General features: G+C 73.2%; 14 protein-coding genes. 9 read left to right on the top strand and 5 right to left on the bottom strand.

Annotated features, from left to right (window positions below; translation table 11 throughout):
* Positions 1–12 precede the first annotated feature (12 nt).
* Both OIU81_RS04000 and OIU81_RS03995 read right to left on the bottom strand, forming a co-directional pair.
* Positions 13–2010, bottom strand: a complete 1998-nt coding sequence (locus OIU81_RS04000) for a hypothetical protein (protein WP_329143879.1) — start codon at positions 2008–2010, stop codon at positions 13–15.
* A gap of 133 nt (positions 2011–2143) precedes the next feature.
* Positions 2144–2911, bottom strand: a complete 768-nt coding sequence (locus OIU81_RS03995) for an AAA family ATPase (RefSeq protein WP_329143878.1) — start codon at positions 2909–2911, stop codon at positions 2144–2146.
* Positions 2912–3104: 193 nt separating this feature from the next.
* Here OIU81_RS03995 and OIU81_RS03990 point away from each other — a divergent pair, with 193 nt between their 5' ends.
* From OIU81_RS03990 to OIU81_RS03975, 4 genes are all read left to right on the top strand, one after another.
* Complete coding sequence (locus tag OIU81_RS03990) at positions 3105–3677, top strand: PadR family transcriptional regulator (RefSeq protein ID WP_329143876.1); 573 nt, start codon at positions 3105–3107, stop codon at positions 3675–3677.
* Positions 3678–3764: 87 nt separating this feature from the next.
* Positions 3765–5486, top strand: a complete 1722-nt coding sequence (locus OIU81_RS03985; protein WP_329143873.1) for an acyl-CoA dehydrogenase family protein — start codon at positions 3765–3767, stop codon at positions 5484–5486.
* Between the two features lie 555 nt (positions 5487–6041).
* Positions 6042–6521 (top strand): hypothetical protein, encoded by a 480-nt coding sequence (locus OIU81_RS03980; RefSeq protein ID WP_329143871.1) that lies wholly within the window; start codon positions 6042–6044, stop codon positions 6519–6521.
* Between the two features lie 257 nt (positions 6522–6778).
* Positions 6779–7894: an IPT/TIG domain-containing protein gene (locus OIU81_RS03975; protein ID WP_329143869.1), complete on the top strand. Its 1116-nt coding sequence runs from the start codon at positions 6779–6781 to the stop codon at positions 7892–7894.
* A 131-nt stretch (positions 7895–8025) separates the two neighbouring features.
* On the opposite strand, the gene OIU81_RS03970 is transcribed toward OIU81_RS03975, so the two are convergent.
* Entirely contained in the window at positions 8026–9264 is a 1239-nt protein-coding gene (locus OIU81_RS03970; protein ID WP_329143867.1) for a cytochrome P450 family protein, read from the bottom strand.
* Positions 9265–9656: 392 nt separating this feature from the next.
* Here OIU81_RS03970 and OIU81_RS03965 point away from each other — a divergent pair, with 392 nt between their 5' ends.
* The 3 genes from OIU81_RS03965 (at position 9657) to OIU81_RS03955 (ending at position 12459) form a co-directional block, all read left to right on the top strand.
* Positions 9657–10391: an IPT/TIG domain-containing protein gene (locus OIU81_RS03965; protein WP_329143864.1), complete on the top strand. Its 735-nt coding sequence runs from the start codon at positions 9657–9659 to the stop codon at positions 10389–10391.
* A 140-nt stretch (positions 10392–10531) separates the two neighbouring features.
* On the top strand, positions 10532–11749 hold the full coding sequence (locus tag OIU81_RS03960) for a cytochrome P450 family protein (RefSeq protein ID WP_329143862.1): 1218 nt from the start codon (positions 10532–10534) through the stop codon (positions 11747–11749).
* A gap of 341 nt (positions 11750–12090) precedes the next feature.
* Positions 12091–12459, top strand: a complete 369-nt coding sequence (locus OIU81_RS03955; RefSeq protein ID WP_329143860.1) for a hypothetical protein — start codon at positions 12091–12093, stop codon at positions 12457–12459.
* Between the two features lie 128 nt (positions 12460–12587).
* Here OIU81_RS03955 and OIU81_RS03950 read toward each other — a convergent pair whose 3' ends face one another.
* Both OIU81_RS03950 and OIU81_RS03945 read right to left on the bottom strand, forming a co-directional pair.
* Positions 12588–12812: a DUF6480 family protein gene (locus OIU81_RS03950; protein ID WP_329143858.1), complete on the bottom strand. Its 225-nt coding sequence runs from the start codon at positions 12810–12812 to the stop codon at positions 12588–12590.
* Between the two features lie 51 nt (positions 12813–12863).
* The gene (locus OIU81_RS03945) at positions 12864–13019 is read right to left on the bottom strand and encodes a hypothetical protein (protein ID WP_329143856.1); all 156 of its coding nucleotides are present in this window, start codon (positions 13017–13019) and stop codon (positions 12864–12866) included.
* 359 nt (positions 13020–13378) lie between these two features.
* On the opposite strand from OIU81_RS03945, the gene OIU81_RS03940 reads away from it, so the two are divergent.
* Together OIU81_RS03940 and OIU81_RS03935 are read left to right on the top strand one after the other, a co-directional pair.
* A complete protein-coding gene (locus tag OIU81_RS03940; RefSeq protein ID WP_329143854.1) occupies positions 13379–14770 on the top strand; it encodes a hypothetical protein in 1392 nt (463 codons plus the stop codon).
* Entirely contained in the window at positions 14767–16623 is a 1857-nt protein-coding gene (locus OIU81_RS03935; RefSeq protein ID WP_329143852.1) for a GMC family oxidoreductase, read from the top strand. Before OIU81_RS03940 ends, OIU81_RS03935 begins: the two co-directional genes overlap by 4 nt.
* The last annotated feature ends 52 nt before the right edge of the window (positions 16624–16675 follow it).

The raw sequence follows: 16675 nt of genomic DNA, 5'->3' as shown, positions 1-16675 counted from the left end.
GCGCCGGTGCGCTCACACGTACTTCGCGGCCTCGTGCATGAGCCCGACCCGGGTGGGCACGGAACGCATGGCCAGGTACTGGAACATCGCGTTGATCGTGCGGTTGAGCTCGGGGTGCGCACCGGGCAGCCGATTGCGCGGATCGGACGCCAGCCACAGCGAGATCACCAGCAGGGCCAGGGGGGTGTGCGCCGCGAACGCGCGCGGCGCGAGCTCCGCGGCCAGCTGCTCCGCCCGCAGCGTGGCGGACTGCTCCGGCAGCACCGGTTCACGCAGCGGTGCGGCGGTGATGGCGTACAGCTCGTACAGCCAGACATCGGTGTCGGAGAGTTCGGCCAGCCGCCGGGCGAGATGCTCGATGACCTCGTCCACCCGGTGCAGCGCCAGTGAGTGGTAGAGCACTTCCAGCGGGTGGCCGTGCTCGGTGTGCCAGGTCCGCAGCGTTCCGTGGACGGCCATCCAGCGGTCCGGGACGGCGGCCAGCTCCCGCAACAGCAGCAGGCGCGGCCACGGGTGCAGCACGGAGCCGCCCCGCAACGGGTGCGGGTGGACCCGCTCCAGATATCCCGAGCCGCGGCCGCCACGGGTCTCGGCATCCTGCGGGACCGGGTCGGTCAGCAATAATCGGGTCGCGACCACACGGGCCAGCGAATCGCGGGTGTGCAGCGGGAAGCGGTCGAGGAGGCCCGCGTCGCACGCCGCGTCGAACTCGCGGGCGGCACAGCACTCGACGAGCGCACGGTACTGGTCGTCGGTCAGATCGCGGAGCAGATACTCCCGCGCCGCGGCCTCCAGCGACGGCCCTTCGTCGGCGTCCGCCGTGGCCGGTGTGGTGCGGGAGAGCACCCCGCGCAACAGCGCCTCCGGCCCCTCGCGGCCCGCGATGCGGGCCGAGGCGGTCAGCAGCTGCCGCACGCCCCACGGATGTCCGTCGGTCAACTGGTGTGCCAGCAGCGGCGCGTCCGGCAGCCGGGTGACGATGTTCGTGCCGAGCCGGGCGGTCTCGCCGGCCGTCAGTCCGCGCAGCTGGACGCAGTACCAGCGCCAGGAGCGATTCGGCGGCGGGTCCGGGATGGACCGTTCCCAGTCGGCGTAGCCGGCCTGTTCGGGGGAGCGGAGCTGCACGCCCGCCGGCCCGATCGCGAACATTCCCGGCACCCGGCCGACGTTCGAGGCCCCGGCCACGGCCAGCAGCGGATCGGGTTCGCCGGCGGCGTCCCGGAGCTCCATCAGCAGGTCGAGGAACTCCCGCCCGCCGGGAGCGTCGATGTTGTCCAGCAACACCACACAGTTGCGGTCGCGTTGACGCCGGGCGTACTCGCCGCGCAGATCGGCCAGGAACGCCTCGCACAGCCGACGGTCCACCGCGGTCCGGTCCGCGGGATCCTCGCTCTTGCTGAGCTGGTTGAGTTCGACCAGCGCGTCCAACGCGGCCAGCGGGCCGGCGTACCAGGCGAATCCGGTGTGCCGGGTCACGCCCAGCGGCATGCTGGGCGGCTGCCGGATGAGGCTGGCCAGCAGGCTGATGCCGGGGATCCGGACGAGGTTGATGTCCTGGAGCAGCCCGGCGACCGCGACCACCCGCTCGGCCGCGGGGTGGGGGTCGCGGGGCCCGCGCAGCGCCTGGCGCAACTGCTTCTTGGCCCGCTCGGGATCCGTCGCGTCCAGGAACAGCTCGGGGTCCACCACGAACAGGCCCAGTGTCAGCCGCGGGAAGAGCAGTGGGGTCTGCCGGGGAAGGCGGTGGGACAGGCCGTAGGCGAGGCGGCCGGCGACCTCGTGGGGGCGGCGGGGCGCGGCGGAGTCGAAGTCGAAGTACGCGTGGGGGCGCCGCGAGCCGAGGTAGCCGAGCCATTTCAGAGTGGCGGTCTTGCCACTGCCGCGCGGTCCGACGAGGACGATCGCGGGGAGCCCGTGCCCCGCCGGCGCGGTCTTGTTGTCCGGTACCCGTGTGCGGCACTCTTCGTACAGGGCCTCGATCCCCTGTATGCCCAACGGACGCTCCGTCACGGCTTATCCCCCTGTCCCGGCCGGCGACAGGACCGCCGGCTGATTACAGAAGGTTGGCACGCGTATGCGCAACGTGCCACCGGTTCACCCAAGGTGCTGACGGTGACTCACGTTCCGGGGTGGAGGGGTGGGGTCACCGGGCGCCGGCCGGCCGTGCGGGCCGGGGCACCCCGGTGAACTCCCATGTCGCGAGCCCCCGGGTCGGACCGCCGAGCAGGACCACCGAGGCGGCCTCCGCCACGCAGGGCGGAACGGGCAGCGCCGCGCGGTGCGCGGGTGCCCCGGGTGCCTCGGCGGCGGCGGGCGGGCCGGCGGCCGGGGGCGGGCCGTCGGCAGCGGCCCGGGACAGCCGGCCGAGGAGCCGGTCCAGGCCCCGGTGGTGCCGCGCGAACGCGCGTCGCGGTGCGCGCCGCCCGCGGGACTCCTGGCCGGACAGGGCTTCGGCCGTGCCCACGTCCAGCAGGACCAGATGCAGCGGGCGGCCCCGGCGCCCCGCCGCCCGGGCCATCCAGCGGCGCACCCAGGGGCGGCTGCCGCAGTCGTGGACCAACAGCGGCCCGTCACCCCGCAGTTCGCGGTGTAGCCAGCGGATGTGCTTCCACCGCGCCCAGGGCCGGTAGAGGCCGTACGGCAGCCAGTCGGGCATCACCGTTTCGCAGGCGACGTGGACGGCCCGCGGGTCGATGACCGTCGCCTGTGCGGGGGCGCGGCGCAGCAGCGTGCTCTTGCCGCTGCCGGGCAGGCCGGACACCACCACCACGGCGTTCGCCGGATAGGCCAGGGTGAACGGGGACGACGGCACCGGCCGGGCACCGGCCCGTCCGCGCAGGTCGAGCAGTCCGCCGTGCGCCGCGAGGACCGGTGATCGCGGGGGAGGGGGCCCCGACGGTGCGGCACCCACGTCCGGCACACCAGAACATCCGCCTTGCACCGCTGCCTCCCCCGATTCCCCTTCGGCGTCATCGTCCCACGGTGCGGCGGGCGGCGCGGCCGCGTCCGGGAGGCGTGCGGAAGCCGCGGGCGCGTGGGTGAGCCGTGTCTCACCCACGCGGAGCCCCTTGTTTATGCAACTCGTTGCATAGAAGGATCGGGGTATGGCGCTCGACCACGCGATCCTCGTCTCCCTGCTGGAGCAGCCGGGCTCCGGCTATGAGCTGGCCCGGCGGTTCGAGCGGTCCATCGGCTACTTCTGGACCGCCACCCACCAGCAGATCTACCGCGTTCTCAAGCGCATGGAGAGCGACGGCTGGATCGATGTCCGGGAGGTGCCGCAGCAGGCCCGGCCGGACAAGAAGGAGTACTCCGTCGCCGCGCCCGGCCGGGCCGCCCTCGCCGAGTGGCTGCACGAGCCGATCGAACCGGAGAGCGTCCGGCACGACCTCGCGGTGAAGATTCGCGGTGCCGCCTTCGACGACCCGGCCGCCCTGATCCGCGAGGTCGAGCGGCACCACCACAAGCACACCGACCGGCTCGCGCACTATCTCGCGGGCGAGCGGCGTGACTTCACCGGACCCGATGCCCCCGAGGATCCCGATGCCGGACAGGAACTCCAGCACGTCGTGCTGCGCGGCGGCATCGCGTACGAGCGGATGACGATCGCCTGGCTGGAGGACGTGCTCGCCACCCTCCGCCGGCTCGCCGCCGCGCACGGAACCCGGTGCCGGTGAGCCGCCCGCCTGCCCGGGCCGCTCACCGGCACCGCCCGCACGTTTCTTGACCCTCCCTCTCCCCGACGAACCGGAAAGGCGAACACCATGGCCGACCCGCTGCTGTTCAACCCGCGCACCTATGACCCCGCACACTTCGACCCCGAGACCCGCCGGCTGCTGCGCGCCACCGTCGACTGGTTCGAGGACCGCGGCAAGCGCCGGCTGATCGAGGACTACCGCTCCCGTGCCTGGCTGGCGGATTTCCTCGCCTTCTCCGCCAAGGAGGGGCTGTTCGCCACCTTCCTCACCCCGGCCTCCGCCGCCGGCGGCCAGCAGGACAAGCGCTGGGACACCGCCCGGATCGCCGCCCTCAACGAGATCTTCGGCTTCTACGGGCTCGACTACTGGTACGCCTGGCAGGTCACCATCCTGGGCCTCGGCCCGATCTGGCAGAGCGACAACGCCACCGTCCGCGCCCGCGCGGCCGAACTCCTCGAACAGGGCGAGGTGTTCGCCTTCGGCCTGTCCGAGAAGGCGCACGGCGCCGACATCTACTCCACCGACATGCTCCTGGAGCCGGACGGTGACGGCGGCTTCCGCGCCAGCGGCTCCAAGTACTACATCGGCAACGGCAACGCCGCCGGACTCGTCTCCGTCTTCGGCCGCCGCACCGACATCGAGGGCCCCGACGGCTATGTCTTCTTCGCCGCCGACAGCAGCCACCCGGACTACCACCTGGTGAAGAACGTCGTCGACTCCTCGAAGTACGTCAGCGAGTTCCGGCTCGACAACTACCCGGTCGGCGCGGACGACATCCTGCACACCGGCCGCGCGGCCTTCGACGCCGCCCTCAACACCGTCAACGTCGGCAAGTTCAACCTCTGCACGGGCGCGATCGGCATCTGCGAGCACGCGATGTACGAGGCCGTCACCCATGCGCAGAACCGCATCCTCTACGGCCGGCCCGTCACCGCGTTCCCGCATGTGCGCCGCGAACTGACCGACGCCTACGTCCGCCTCGTCGGAATGAAGCTGTTCAGCGACCGCGCCGTCGACTACTTCCGCTCCGCGGGCCCCGACGACCGCCGCTACCTCCTCTTCAACCCGATGACGAAGATGAAGGTGACCACCGAGGGCGAGAAGGTCATCGACCTGATGTGGGACGTCATCGCGGCCAAGGGCTTCGAGAAGGACACCTACTTCTCCCAGGCCGCCACCGAGATCCGCGGCCTGCCGAAGCTGGAGGGCACGGTCCACGTCAACCTCGCCCTGATCCTCAAGTTCATGGGCAACCACCTGCTGAACCCGGCCGAGTACGAGCCGGTGCCCACCCGCCTCGACGCGGCGGACGACGCGTTCCTCTTCCGGCAGGGCCCGGCCCGCGGCCTGAGCGGTATCCGCTTCCACGACTGGCGCACCGCCTACGATGCCTACGCCGCCGTCCCCAACGTCGGCCGCCTGCGCGAACAGGCCGACGCCCTCTGCGAGTTCATCACCACCGCCGCCCCCGACGAGGAGCAGAGCCGCGACCTCGACCTCCTCCTGGCCATCGGCCAGCTGTTCGCGCTGGTCGTCCACGGCCAGCTGATCCTGGAGCAGGCGCGGCTGACCGGGCTCGACGAGGAGGTGCTCGACGAGCTGTTCGCCGTCCTCGTCCGTGACTTCTCCGCGCACGCCGTCGAGCTGCACGGCAAGGACTCCGCCACGCAGGAGCAGCAGCGCTGGGCACTGGGCGCGGTCCGGCGCCCGGTCGTCGACGAGGCCCGCTCGGCGCGCGTCTGGGAGCGCGTCGCGGCGCTCGCCGGCGCGTACGAGATGGCCCCGTAACCAGCCGGCACCCGGACCCGTCCGGCGCCGCACCCACAGACTCAGCCGGCCCCGCACGGGGTCGGCTGAGCGCTGCTGTCACGGGTGCTGCCGTCACGGGTGTGCGCCGCGGAAGTCATATCCGGTTAGCGCCCATTGCAGCCCACGCTGCCGCGGAAGGTGCATTCGCTTCCGCCGGAGTGGGCGTCGCTCCAGATCTACGCGGCGTACCCGAACCGGGTTACCTACCCGCCCGGACCACCCCGGCACCCTCCTCGGGACACCCGCGGAAGCACCGCCCCCCGACGCCGCCGCCGACGCGCCGGACCGTGCCCGCGGCATGGGCTGACGGTGCCGCACGGGCCGTGCGATGCGCCCTCTGCACTCCCCGCATTCACCACGAACGCGCTGTTCACCACCGTTCTCCGCGGGCGGCGCGGACCAGGGTTCGCTTGCCGGTCCGGGCCTTCACACCTTCTGCTGAAGGCTCGTGGCGCCGGCCGTGATGCCGGACGGAATCAGCAGATCCTTCTCTGGACCGGGCGCACCGGGCGCCCACGACGGAAGGACACGGCCATGCGACGCACCCTCCTCGGTACCTGCGCTGCCCTCGCGACTCTGGGAGTCGGGCCGGCCGCCCCGGCCGTCGCGGCCCCCGTTCCGGTGACCGCGCTCAGCTGCGACGGGGACACCTACAAGTGCACGGCCAACCTCCGCTACGGCGACAACAATTGGAAGGCCAGGTGGGGGGCGACCATCTTCCACGAGGCGGCCCGGTCCGCCTCGCGCGCTCCCGTACCGGCGACGAGCCTCTCCTGCGACGGCGACAACGGCACCTGCGTGGCCCATCTGATGTTCGGTGACGGGCGCTGGCGGGCGAGCTGGCCCGCGACCGTGTTCCATCCGGCGCTCCGGTCCGCCGGCAGGCTCGTGGCCCCCGTACCGGCCGGCAGCCTGAACTGCGACGGCGACACCGGCAGGTGCACCGTCAACCTCCGGTTCGGCGACGGAGGCTGGAAGGCCGGCTGGAGCGCCACCCTCTACCACCAGCCGTAGCCGGCAGGCTCGGATGAGGACACCGCGGGACAACGGCGCGCGCCGTTGCTGGCCGCGGGAGTGACGCTCATCTACCTATTGTCATTTTGATCGCCGAACGCACCATTGCTGTCACGTACGCGCCTTTTTCCCCTCGGTCGGGAACCCTACTGTCGCAGGCATCCACCAATCGACGGCAGCAACGTCCGCTCCGGACGCATCCGTTCACGAATTGGCTCGTGCGCGGAAACGGGGCGGAGGCTGCCCAGGGAGATGCCATGTCCGCAGTCGTACAGCAGGCAGCACTCGCGCAGTCCACGGATTCCTGGCCCGGCGGGGACGGGGGCGGGGGAAACTGGCCCAGATATCCCAGACTCTTCGACGTCACCCCCCAGCAGGGGCCGATCGCCGGAGGAAACACCGTCTTGCTCACCGGGTCCGGTCTGCAGGGCGCAAACCTGGTCACCTTCGGCGGCACCCCCGCCACCATCGTCGCCGTCGACCCCTACGGCGGCTCGATCACCGTGCTCGCACCGGCGCACCCGGCGGGCGTCGTCCAGGTCGTCGCCACCACGCCCCGGGGCGTCTCCAACCCGGTGTATTACACCTATGTGGTCGTCCCGCCGCCCGGCCCGACCGTCACCGCTCTCGTGCCCAACACCGGGCCCACCACCGGCGGCACGGCGTTCGCCATCACCGGCACCGGCCTCACCGGCGCGACGGTCACCTTCAACGGGGTGCCGGCCACCGGAGTGTCCGTCAACCCGGCCGGCACCCTGCTCACCGGCATCACCCCGCCCGGCCCGGCCGGCAATGTGCCCGTCGTGGTCACCACTCCGGCCGGGAGCGCCATCGTCCCCGGCGGGTTCACCTACACCGCGCCCCCGCCGGTGGCCACATCGATCACGCCTGCCTCGGGGAGCGCGACGGGTGGTACGGCGTTCGTGATCTCGGGGAGTTCTCTGAACGGGGCGTCGGTCACGTTCAACGGGGTGCCGGCGACGGGGGTCGCGGTGAATGCCGCGGGGACGTCCCTGGTGGGCTTCACCCCGGCCGGAGTCGTCGGCACCGTACCGGTCGTGGTCACCACACCGACGGGCTCCACCGCCGTCCCCGGCGGCTACACCTACACCCCGCCGCCCCCGCCGGTCGCGACGTCGATCACTCCGACCTCGGGGAGTACGGCGGGTGGTACGGCGTTCGTGATCTCGGGGAGTTCTCTGAACGGGGCGTCGGTCACGTTCAACGGGGTGCCGGCTACGGGGGTCGCGGTGAATGCCGCGGGGACGTCCCTCGTGGGCTTCACGCCGCCCGGGGCCGCCGGCAACGTGCCGGTCGCGGTCACCACCGCGGGCGGCAGCACGCTCGTCCCCGGCGGCTACACCTACGTGTGAGCGGCGACCGCGCCGCCCTCGTACGAGGACCGGCGGCGGCCTCGTAAGGGCCGGCGCCCAGAGCCCCCGGGTGGGCGGACGAGGTCGGTCCGCTCACCCGGCCGGGACATCCCGGAGGCGGCTGCGGCCCGTCAGACGAGGGGCCGCAGCCGTACGGGCAGGTCCTTGTGCCCATAGGTGATCAGTGAAGGCACCAGCTCCAACTCCGCGACGGAAACGGCCAGTTCGGCATCAGGGAAGCGCGCGAACAGGGCCCGCAGCGCGGTGACGGCCTCGAGGCGGGCCAGCGGTGCCCCCAGGCAGTAGTGGGCACCGTGGCCGAACGCCAGATGCTCCGGTCCCGGTGCGGTGCGGGTGAGGTCGAAGACGCCGGTGCTGTCGCCGTGCCGGCCGGGATGGCGGTTGGCCGCGGCGTACGAGGCGAGGATCGCCTCGCCCGCGGCGATGACCTGGCCGTCGGGCAGCGGAATGTCACGGACCGCGAAGCGCAGGGGCAGGTGCTTGATGGCCGGCTTCAGACGCAGGGTCTCCTCGACGACATCCGCCCAGCCGGCCCGCCCGGCTCGCACCTGGGCGAGCTGGTCGGGGTGGGTCAGCAGTGCCGTGACGGCCTGGTCGATCAGGTTGACGGTGGTCTCGTAGCCCGCCGAGACCATCAGCAGGAGCGTGTCGCGCAACTCCTCGTCGGACAGCGCCGATTCCTCGCCGTCCTCGTCCCGCGCGGCGATGAGCAGGGAGGTCATGTCCTCACCGGGAGCGGCCCGCTTGGCCGCGATGAGCCGGTCGAGCACGGTGTACAGGCGCGCCGTGTTCGCGGCCGACTCCTCGGAGGTGAGCGTGGTGGCGAACACCCCGTCGACGACGCTGCGGAAGCCCTCGCGCTGATCCGGGGGCAGCCCCATGAGATGGCTGATGACCTGGATCGGCAGCGGGTAGGCGAAGCGCTCCCGCAGGTCGATCGGCTCGCCGGGCGCGGTGGCCGCCAGGTCGTCGAGCAGGCCGCAGACGATGGCCTCGATGGTCCCGGCGAGCGCGGCCACCCGGCGCGGGGCGAAGGCGGGCGCCACCAGGCGGCGCAGCCTGTGGTGCTCGCTGCCGTAGGCGGTGAACATGTTCTTCACCGAGACCCACAAGGCGAGTGGCCAGGTCCCGCCGACCTCCGCGAAGCGCGGCCAGTGCCGCCGCGCGTCCTTGGACACGTCCGGGCTGGTCAGCAGCCTTCTCAGCAGGGTGGGTTCGCTGACGGCCCACGCGGTCACGCCGAGGATGTCGACGCGCGACGCGGGCCCCCGGGAGTGCAGCGCGCGGATTTCGGCGTCCGGGTCGGCGCCGTGGGCGTCGAGGACGAGGAGTTCGGGCTCATGGGGCATGACGGGACTTCCTTGTCCTCGACGGTCCGGTGGGTGCACCTGCCGGGCGGCTCCGCCGTTCGCCTCAGCGGTGCGACGGCCGCGACAGGCAGGGCGCCGGCGGTCGTCCCGCTCACCACGAGTTGATAGCGCCGCTCCACGGGCCGCCACGCGGGTAACGCGAGGGCGCTCACCCCGGAGGGTGGCAAGTCATACCGGTGGTGGTTTCCCCGGCCCGGACCCGGCGCCTTCGCCGCCGTGTCGGATGCCACCGGGGCCCGTTCGGCCCCGCTTCCGAGCTGCGCCAAACGGGTGAAGAAGGGGAACGTGACCTCGCCCCGTTCTCACGATCCTGCCTAACTGGTGAGTGACAGGCAGAGCACGGGCGTTGCCGGGGGACAGGTGGCGAGGACATGCCGATCAATCCGAACCAGGGCTCCACCGGCGGCGGTTCCGTCGTGATCCTGACCGGCACCCATCTCGCCGATGCCACCACGGTGCGCTTCGGCACCAAGTCCGCCACCATCACGGCCAATACGGACACCTCCGTGTCGGTACTGGCCCCCTCGGGAGCCGGCGTGGTCGACACCAGGGTCAGCACGCCCGGGGGCACCAGCAACCCGGTGCCCTTCTACTACATCCCCCCGCCCGTCATCGTCGACGTGTCACCGTCGTCCGGACCCGTGGCGGGCGGCGCCACCATCACCGTCACCGGGCGCGGGCTCGCCACCACCACGTCCGTGGCGTTCGGCGCGACGGTCGTGACGCCGACGGTGCTGTCCGACAGCGAACTCACCGTCGTGAGCCCGGCCCACGCGGCGGGCGTGGTGTCGCTGGTCGTCACCGCGCGCGGCGGCACCGCCACCGCGTCCGTGTCCTTCCTCGTCGTGGGCGCACCGACCGTCACGGGCTTCAGCCCGCTCACCGGCCTCCCGGCGGGCGGCACGCTCGTCGACATCACCGGAACGGGGCTGTTGACGACCACCGGCGTGACCTTCGGGGGCGTTCCCGCCGTGTTCGCCGTGCTGTCCAGCACCCGGGTCGCGGCCATCGCTCCCACCCACTCCCTGGGCGCCGTCTCCCTCGCGGTCACCACCACGGGCGGCAGCGCCACCGCACCCGGGGTGTTCGTCTATCTGCTCGGCTGACGGGGCGGACGCCGCCCCCGGCCACCGCTGTCGAGGACCGGCTGTTCGGCCGGGGGTGGTTAGTGGCCCCGGCGCCGGGGAGGGATGCCCCGTACGTGGCCGGCCGTACCGGGACAAGGGCACGACGGGGAGGAGGCCGGATGGCAACGCAACCGGTGGAGACACTCGATCTGGCAGCGATGGGGGAGGACTTCGTCCGCGATCCGTACGAGGTGTACGCGGCGCTGCGCGCGCAGAGGCCGGTCCACCGGGTACGTCTCCCGGAGGGCCCGGTCGTCTGGCTGGTCGTCGGGTACGACGAGGTGCGCGCGGCGCTCAGCGACCCGCGGCTGTCTAAGGAGTGGCGGCACGCCACGTCCACGCAGCCGATGCAGCCGGTGACCCTGGGCGTGACGATGCTGCGCTCCAACGCGCCGCACCACACCCGGCTGCGCGGCCTGGTCGCCCGCGCCTTCACGGCGCGCCGGATGGCGTCCCTCGCGCCGCGCGTCCAAGAGCTGACCGACGGGCTGCTGGAGGCGATGCTCGCCGCCCCCGACGGCCGCGCCGACCTCGTCGACGCGCTCGCCTTCCCGCTGCCGATCACCGTCATCTGCGAGCTGTTGGGTGTGCCGTTCCTGGACCGGGAGGCCTTCCGCGCCTGGACCGACGTCCTGCTCGTCGGCGCCGCGACGCCGGAGGCCGGGGAAGCGCTGGTGGCCATGACCGACTATCTCGACGGTCTGATGAAGACGATGCGTGCCTGCCCCGGCGACGACCTGCTGAGCGATCTGATCGCGGTGAGCGATGAGGACGGTGACCGGCTCAGCGCGCAGGAACTCCTGGGAATGGCCCAGCTGTTGCTGATCGCGGGCTATGAGACCACCGCCAATCTCATCTCCAACGGCGTCCTCGCGCTGCTCACCCACCCGGCGCAACTCGCCGCGCTGCGCGCCGATCTGTCCCTCATCGACAACGCGGTCGAAGAGATGCTGCGCTACGAGGGACCGATCGAGACCTCCACCTTCCGCTTCACCACCGCGGCGACCGAGATCGCGGGCACGGTGATCCCCGGCGGCGGCGAGGTCGTGCTCCCCGTGATCGCGGACGCGGGACGGGACCCCGTCCGGTTCGGTGACCCCGGGCGCTTCGACATCACCCGCGACGCCCGCGGCCATGTGGCCTTCGGCCATGGCATCCACTTCTGTCTCGGCGCCCCGCTGGCACGCATGGAGGCGCGGATCGCGGTGCGCACGCTCCTGGAGCGCTGCCCGGCGCTGGAATTGGACGCGCATCCGGCCGATCTGCGCTGGCGGTTGGGTGCGTTGCTCCGGGGCCCGCGGCGCCTTCCGGTCCGCTGGTCGCCGACGGCCGGGTGACGGCCGGCCGGGTCCGCGGAGCACCGCGGGCGAGGCGTAGCCCCTTGGCAGGCAGTGATCCGCGTGCGTCCAGCTACACTCCGTAGTCGCTCCGCTGCTTCGGGTGCGCGGTCTTTGTGAATCGAGCCGCCGGCGGGACGCGGGCGCCCCGTGCCGCCGGGCGGAGATGCGGATGCCTCGGCAGGCACGCAGCCTGAAGGTAGCGGACCCGCCAGCACAGGGGCCGAGCTGGCATGGACATGGTGCCGCGGCCGGGGTCCGCAGGCGGGAGATCCGGACTGCCGCACGCTGCACGGGGCAGTCAGCGCCGCCCGTGGGTGACGCCAACACGAGGAGCCGATGTGTCTGACAAGCGGAAGTCTTCGCACCCCAAGATGGGCGAGGGTCCCAGTGCGCACAAGGGGACCGAACAGCACGGGTGGTCGCCCGACGTCGACCAGACCGAACAGCAGGAGAACAAGAGCGCCCACCGCTCCTTCCACCCCGAGCGCTACGCACCCGAAAGGGACCGCAGCAAGGAGGGCACCGGGCAGGAGAAGGTGCCGCCGGCCAGCGAGGTGAAGAGCGAGACGGAGAGTGGCGAGCGCCGAGCCGCCAAGACAGACGAGAAGGGCATGCGCGACATGGGCCCCAAGGGCCGCTCGCGCCGGCCGAGCGGGGGCAGGGACGCGGAGGCGCACACCGGTGTCGATCCGCAGGAGCCCGAGTGAGGTGAGCCCGCTCGGCCCGGGGCGCCCTCACGAAACGGAGGGGCCCCGGGCCGAGCCGTGTCGTATGTCCGCGGCCGAGCCGTGGCGTAATCCGCTACCTGTGGCGTATATCCGCTATCCGCTATCCGCTACACCGTCACGATCACCGCGTAGGCGATGAAGAAGGCCGCGCAGAGCACGACGATGATGCCAAGGATGATCACCGGGCCCTTGGCCCATCCGCGTGTCTGCTGGTCACGAGGGCCGGTCTCGGCGCCCGTGCTGCCCTCACCCGCGGGGGTTTCGCCGGGCGGCACCCCGCCGACGGGGCCGGGGCGGTTGCGGGGACCAGGATCCTGCGTCTGTTCGTCCATACCGGAAAGCTCTTCCTTGAGTACGGGACGCGTCGGCCGGTGCGGGCGGGGCTACCAGTAGTGCCGTCGCCCGAAGACTGCGTGCCCCAGCGAGCCGAGGATCCAGCAGATCGCGCCGAGGACGGCCAGTACGATCCCGATCGTCCACAGGATCCCGATGCCGGTCACGAAACCGATGATGAGCAAGATGACTCCGAGAATGATCATGATTGCTCTCCGATCTCGTACAGGTCTCCTCTCTCACTGTGATCCGACCTCGTCGCAAGGGCAACCGCTGACCTGCGCGGTCGGGGCTTCCGCCCAGGTCGGGCCGGGCCTTCCTGAGAGCGACGGGGGGAGCGGGCCGGGCCGGGTCGGCCACCCTCGGACCGCTGCCGCGCACCCCGGTGCGAGCGGCGCCCCGGGAACCGCCCTCCTCGCCGCCGGCGCCAACTCCGCTCCCTGTCACGCCTCTTGACGTCCCGGGAATCGATTGGTTGAGTGGCTCATCCACTGAGCCACTGTGATCGACCCACGTCGGTGAGGAGCTGTCGGATGCAGCGCACCCGCATGCAGGAAGGCGCCCGATGACGAAGCGCCGCACACGCTTCACCGAGACCATGACCGGCACCGTGCGGCTGACCGGGGAGCGGGAGGCCCGGCCGGTCCGCCTGGATCTGGAGGTCCGCACCGACACCGTCCTGCTGCCGTGGCGTACCACCCGCGCACACGCCCGCGGCCGGCTGCGGGTGCGCGGCTGGGAGGGGGACACCTCGGTGGAGGGCGAGATGGAGATCTCGCCGCTCGCCCGGCGGCGTATCCGCTACCGCCTCTCTTTCCGTAGGGCCGGGCGCACCTACCGGCTGGACGGCTGGAAGTCCCTCTCGCCGCGTCACCCGCTGGCCTCCCTGACCGTCCTGCCCTTCACCGTCCACGACGACGCGCGGCGGGAGGCCGGGCGCGGCACCGTGCGCTTCTCGCTCGCCGGCGCCCTGCTGCCGTTCCTCGCGAGCTTCCGGTCCCCGGCCGTGGATCCCGGGCCGGCGCAGCTGGCGCCACGGTGGAACGGCCGGCCCGGCCGGACGGAGGTCTGGTACACCACGATCACCGAGCCCGCGACCGGCACCGGGCTCTGGCTGCACCACGAGATCACCGCCCCCGAGGACGGCGGTGGCGCCTACGCGCACGGCTGGGTGGCCGTGTGCCCGCCCGGCGGCCCGGTCGCCCACGCCCGCTTCGGGCCCGAACCGGTCACGCCCGATGCCACCGGGTTCCGGGCCACGGCCGCCGTGGCCGGACCCGGCCGGCTGCGCGGGAGCTGCGGCCCCTACGCCTGGGACCTGACGGAGCATCAAGAGGGCGCCACGCTGCACACCTTCCCGGCCTGGGCATGGCGCCGCCCCCTGCTGCCGGCCGCGCAGATCGTCCCGGGCGGCCGGGCCCGCTACACCGGGACGGTCCGCGGCCCCGGCACCGACCTCACCCTGGCCGGGGCGCCCGGTGCCACCGGACGGATCTACGGCCACGGCAACGCCCGGCGCTGGGCCTGGCTGCACGCCGACCTCGGCGGCGGTGACGTCCTGGAGGTGGTGGCCGCGGTGGCCCGCCGCCCGGGGCTGGACCGGCTGCCCCCACTGGTGTTCCTGCGGCTGCGCCGGGCGGGCCGCGACTGGCCCCGGCGCGGCACCCGCACCGCGGCCGGCTGGTTCGGGCTCGGCCGCTTCCGCGCGGAGGTGGGACTGCCCTCGTGGACCGTCACCGGACGGGCCGGCCCGCGCCGGATCCGGGTCACGGTGCACCAGCCCGATGAGCGCACCCTGGCGCTGGAGTACACCGATCCGGACGGCAGTCGTGCGGTGTGCCGCAACAGCGTCACCGCCGATGCCCGGGTCGTCCTGGAGCGGTGGTGGGGCGGCTGGCGCCCGGAGGCCGCCTGGACCCTGCGCGGCACCGCGCACGCGGAGGTGGGGGAGCGATGAACACCGCGACCGAGGGGCTGTTGGCCGCGCTGCTGGCCGAGGACGATCCGGCGACGGTCCGCGCGGTGGCCGGCCGCCTCGACGCGGCCCTCGCCGCCATGCCGGGTGCCACCCGTGCCGCGATGGCCGCGGCGGCGCGGGCCGTCGATGTCTGCGCCCGGGCCCGGCACGGCCGCCCGCTCGCCCGCCTCACCCCCGAGGAGCGGGAGCGCACCGTCACCGGGCTGGTGAGCCGGCCGGGCACGGCGCACCTCATGGACCTGGTCAAGATCCCGGTGCTGCTCGCGGCCGGTACGGAGTACCACGCGCGCCGTACCACCCCGGCGGCCCGCCCGGTGGCGCCCGCGGACCCGCCGCTGGACTGCACGCCCTCGGCGGAGTGGCCCGACCGGCACAGTGCCGACGCCGTCGTCGTCGGCTCCGGTGCCGGTGGCGCCGTCGCCGCCCGCACCCTGGCCCGGGCCGGACTGCGGGCGCGGGTGCTGGAGGAGGGGCGTCATCACCCCACCGCCGAGTTCGCCCGGCGTACTCCGCTCGACCGGTTCGGCGCGCTCTACCGTGACGGCGGCGCGAGCGTCATGCTGGGCGCGCCCGGCGTGCTCCTGCCGACCGGACGGGCGGTGGGCGGCACCACGCTCGTCAACTCCGGGACCTGCTACCGCACTCCGGACCGGGTGCTGGCGCGCTGGCGGCACGACTTCGGTCTGCCGCTCGCCGACGCCACGGAGTTCGGACGGCAGCTGGACGAGGTCGAGCGCACCCTGTCCGTGGCCCGGCAGCCGGCCGAGGTGCTGGGGACCAACGGCCGTCTCGCCCTGCTCGGCGCCGAGCGGCTGGGCTGGCGGGCGGATGCCCTGCGCCGCAACGCCCCCGGGTGCCAGGGCTCTTGCGAGTGTGTCGTGGGGTGCCCGACGGGGGCCAAGCAGAGCGTGCAGCTGTCGGTGCTGCCCGACGCCTGCGCGCACGGCGCCCGCATCGTCACCTCGGCCCGGGCGGATCGTCTGCTCGTCGAGCGGGACCGCCCGGGCGGCCCCCGGGTGGCCGGGGTCGCCGCCCGGCGGCCGGACGGCTCCACCTTCGAGATCCTCGCCCCGTTGGTGGTCGTGGCCGCCGGTGCGCTCCAGTCACCGCTGCTGCTGCGCCGGTCGGGCCTCGGCGGCCATCCGATGACCGGCCGCAATCTCGCGGTCCACCCGGCCACCAGCGTGGCGGGCCGCTTCGCCGAGCCGGTCGCCGGGACACCGTCGGTGCTGCAGAGCGCCGGCGTGGAGGAACTGCACGACCGGGGCATCCTGTTGGAGGCCACCGCCCCGCCGCCGGGACTGAGTTCCTTCGTGCTGCCCGGTGCGGGCCGGGCGCTGCGCTCCGGCCTCGAGGGCGCCGGCCATCTCGCCACCCTCGGCGCCATGATCGCCGACCGGCCCGGCGGGCGGGTGACGGGCCGGGAGCGGGCGGTCTCCTGGTACCGCCTCGATCCGCGCGACGGCCGGCGGCTGCTGCATGCCGTACGGGCCATGGGCGAGCTGCTGCTGGCGGCCGGCGCCGAGGAGGTGTTCACGGGGGTGCCGGGCGCCCCGGCCGTCCGCACCACCCGCGAGCTGGACGCCGTCCTGGAACCGGTCACCCCGCGGCAACTCCATCTGTCGGCCTTCCACCCGACCGGCACCGTAGCCCTGGGGGCCGACGCCCGGCGGGCACCCGCGGATCCCCTCGGCCGGCTGCGCGGTGTGCGGGGCGTGCTGATCGCGGACGGCTCCGCGCTGCCCAGCTGCCCCGAGGTCAATCCGCAGCTCACCATCATGGCGTGGGCCCTGGCCGTGTCGGAGGCCGCCTGCCGGACGGAGGGTGGCTGAGACCCGGGCCGGCCGGGCGCCCTTGTACGGTGGGGCGCGCACGACAACGTCG

The sequence above is a fragment of the Streptomyces sp. NBC_01454 genome (assembly GCF_036227565.1).
Lineage (GTDB): Bacteria > Actinomycetota > Actinomycetes > Streptomycetales > Streptomycetaceae > Streptomyces.
This window is presented reverse-complemented; position numbering and strand designations above follow the sequence as displayed.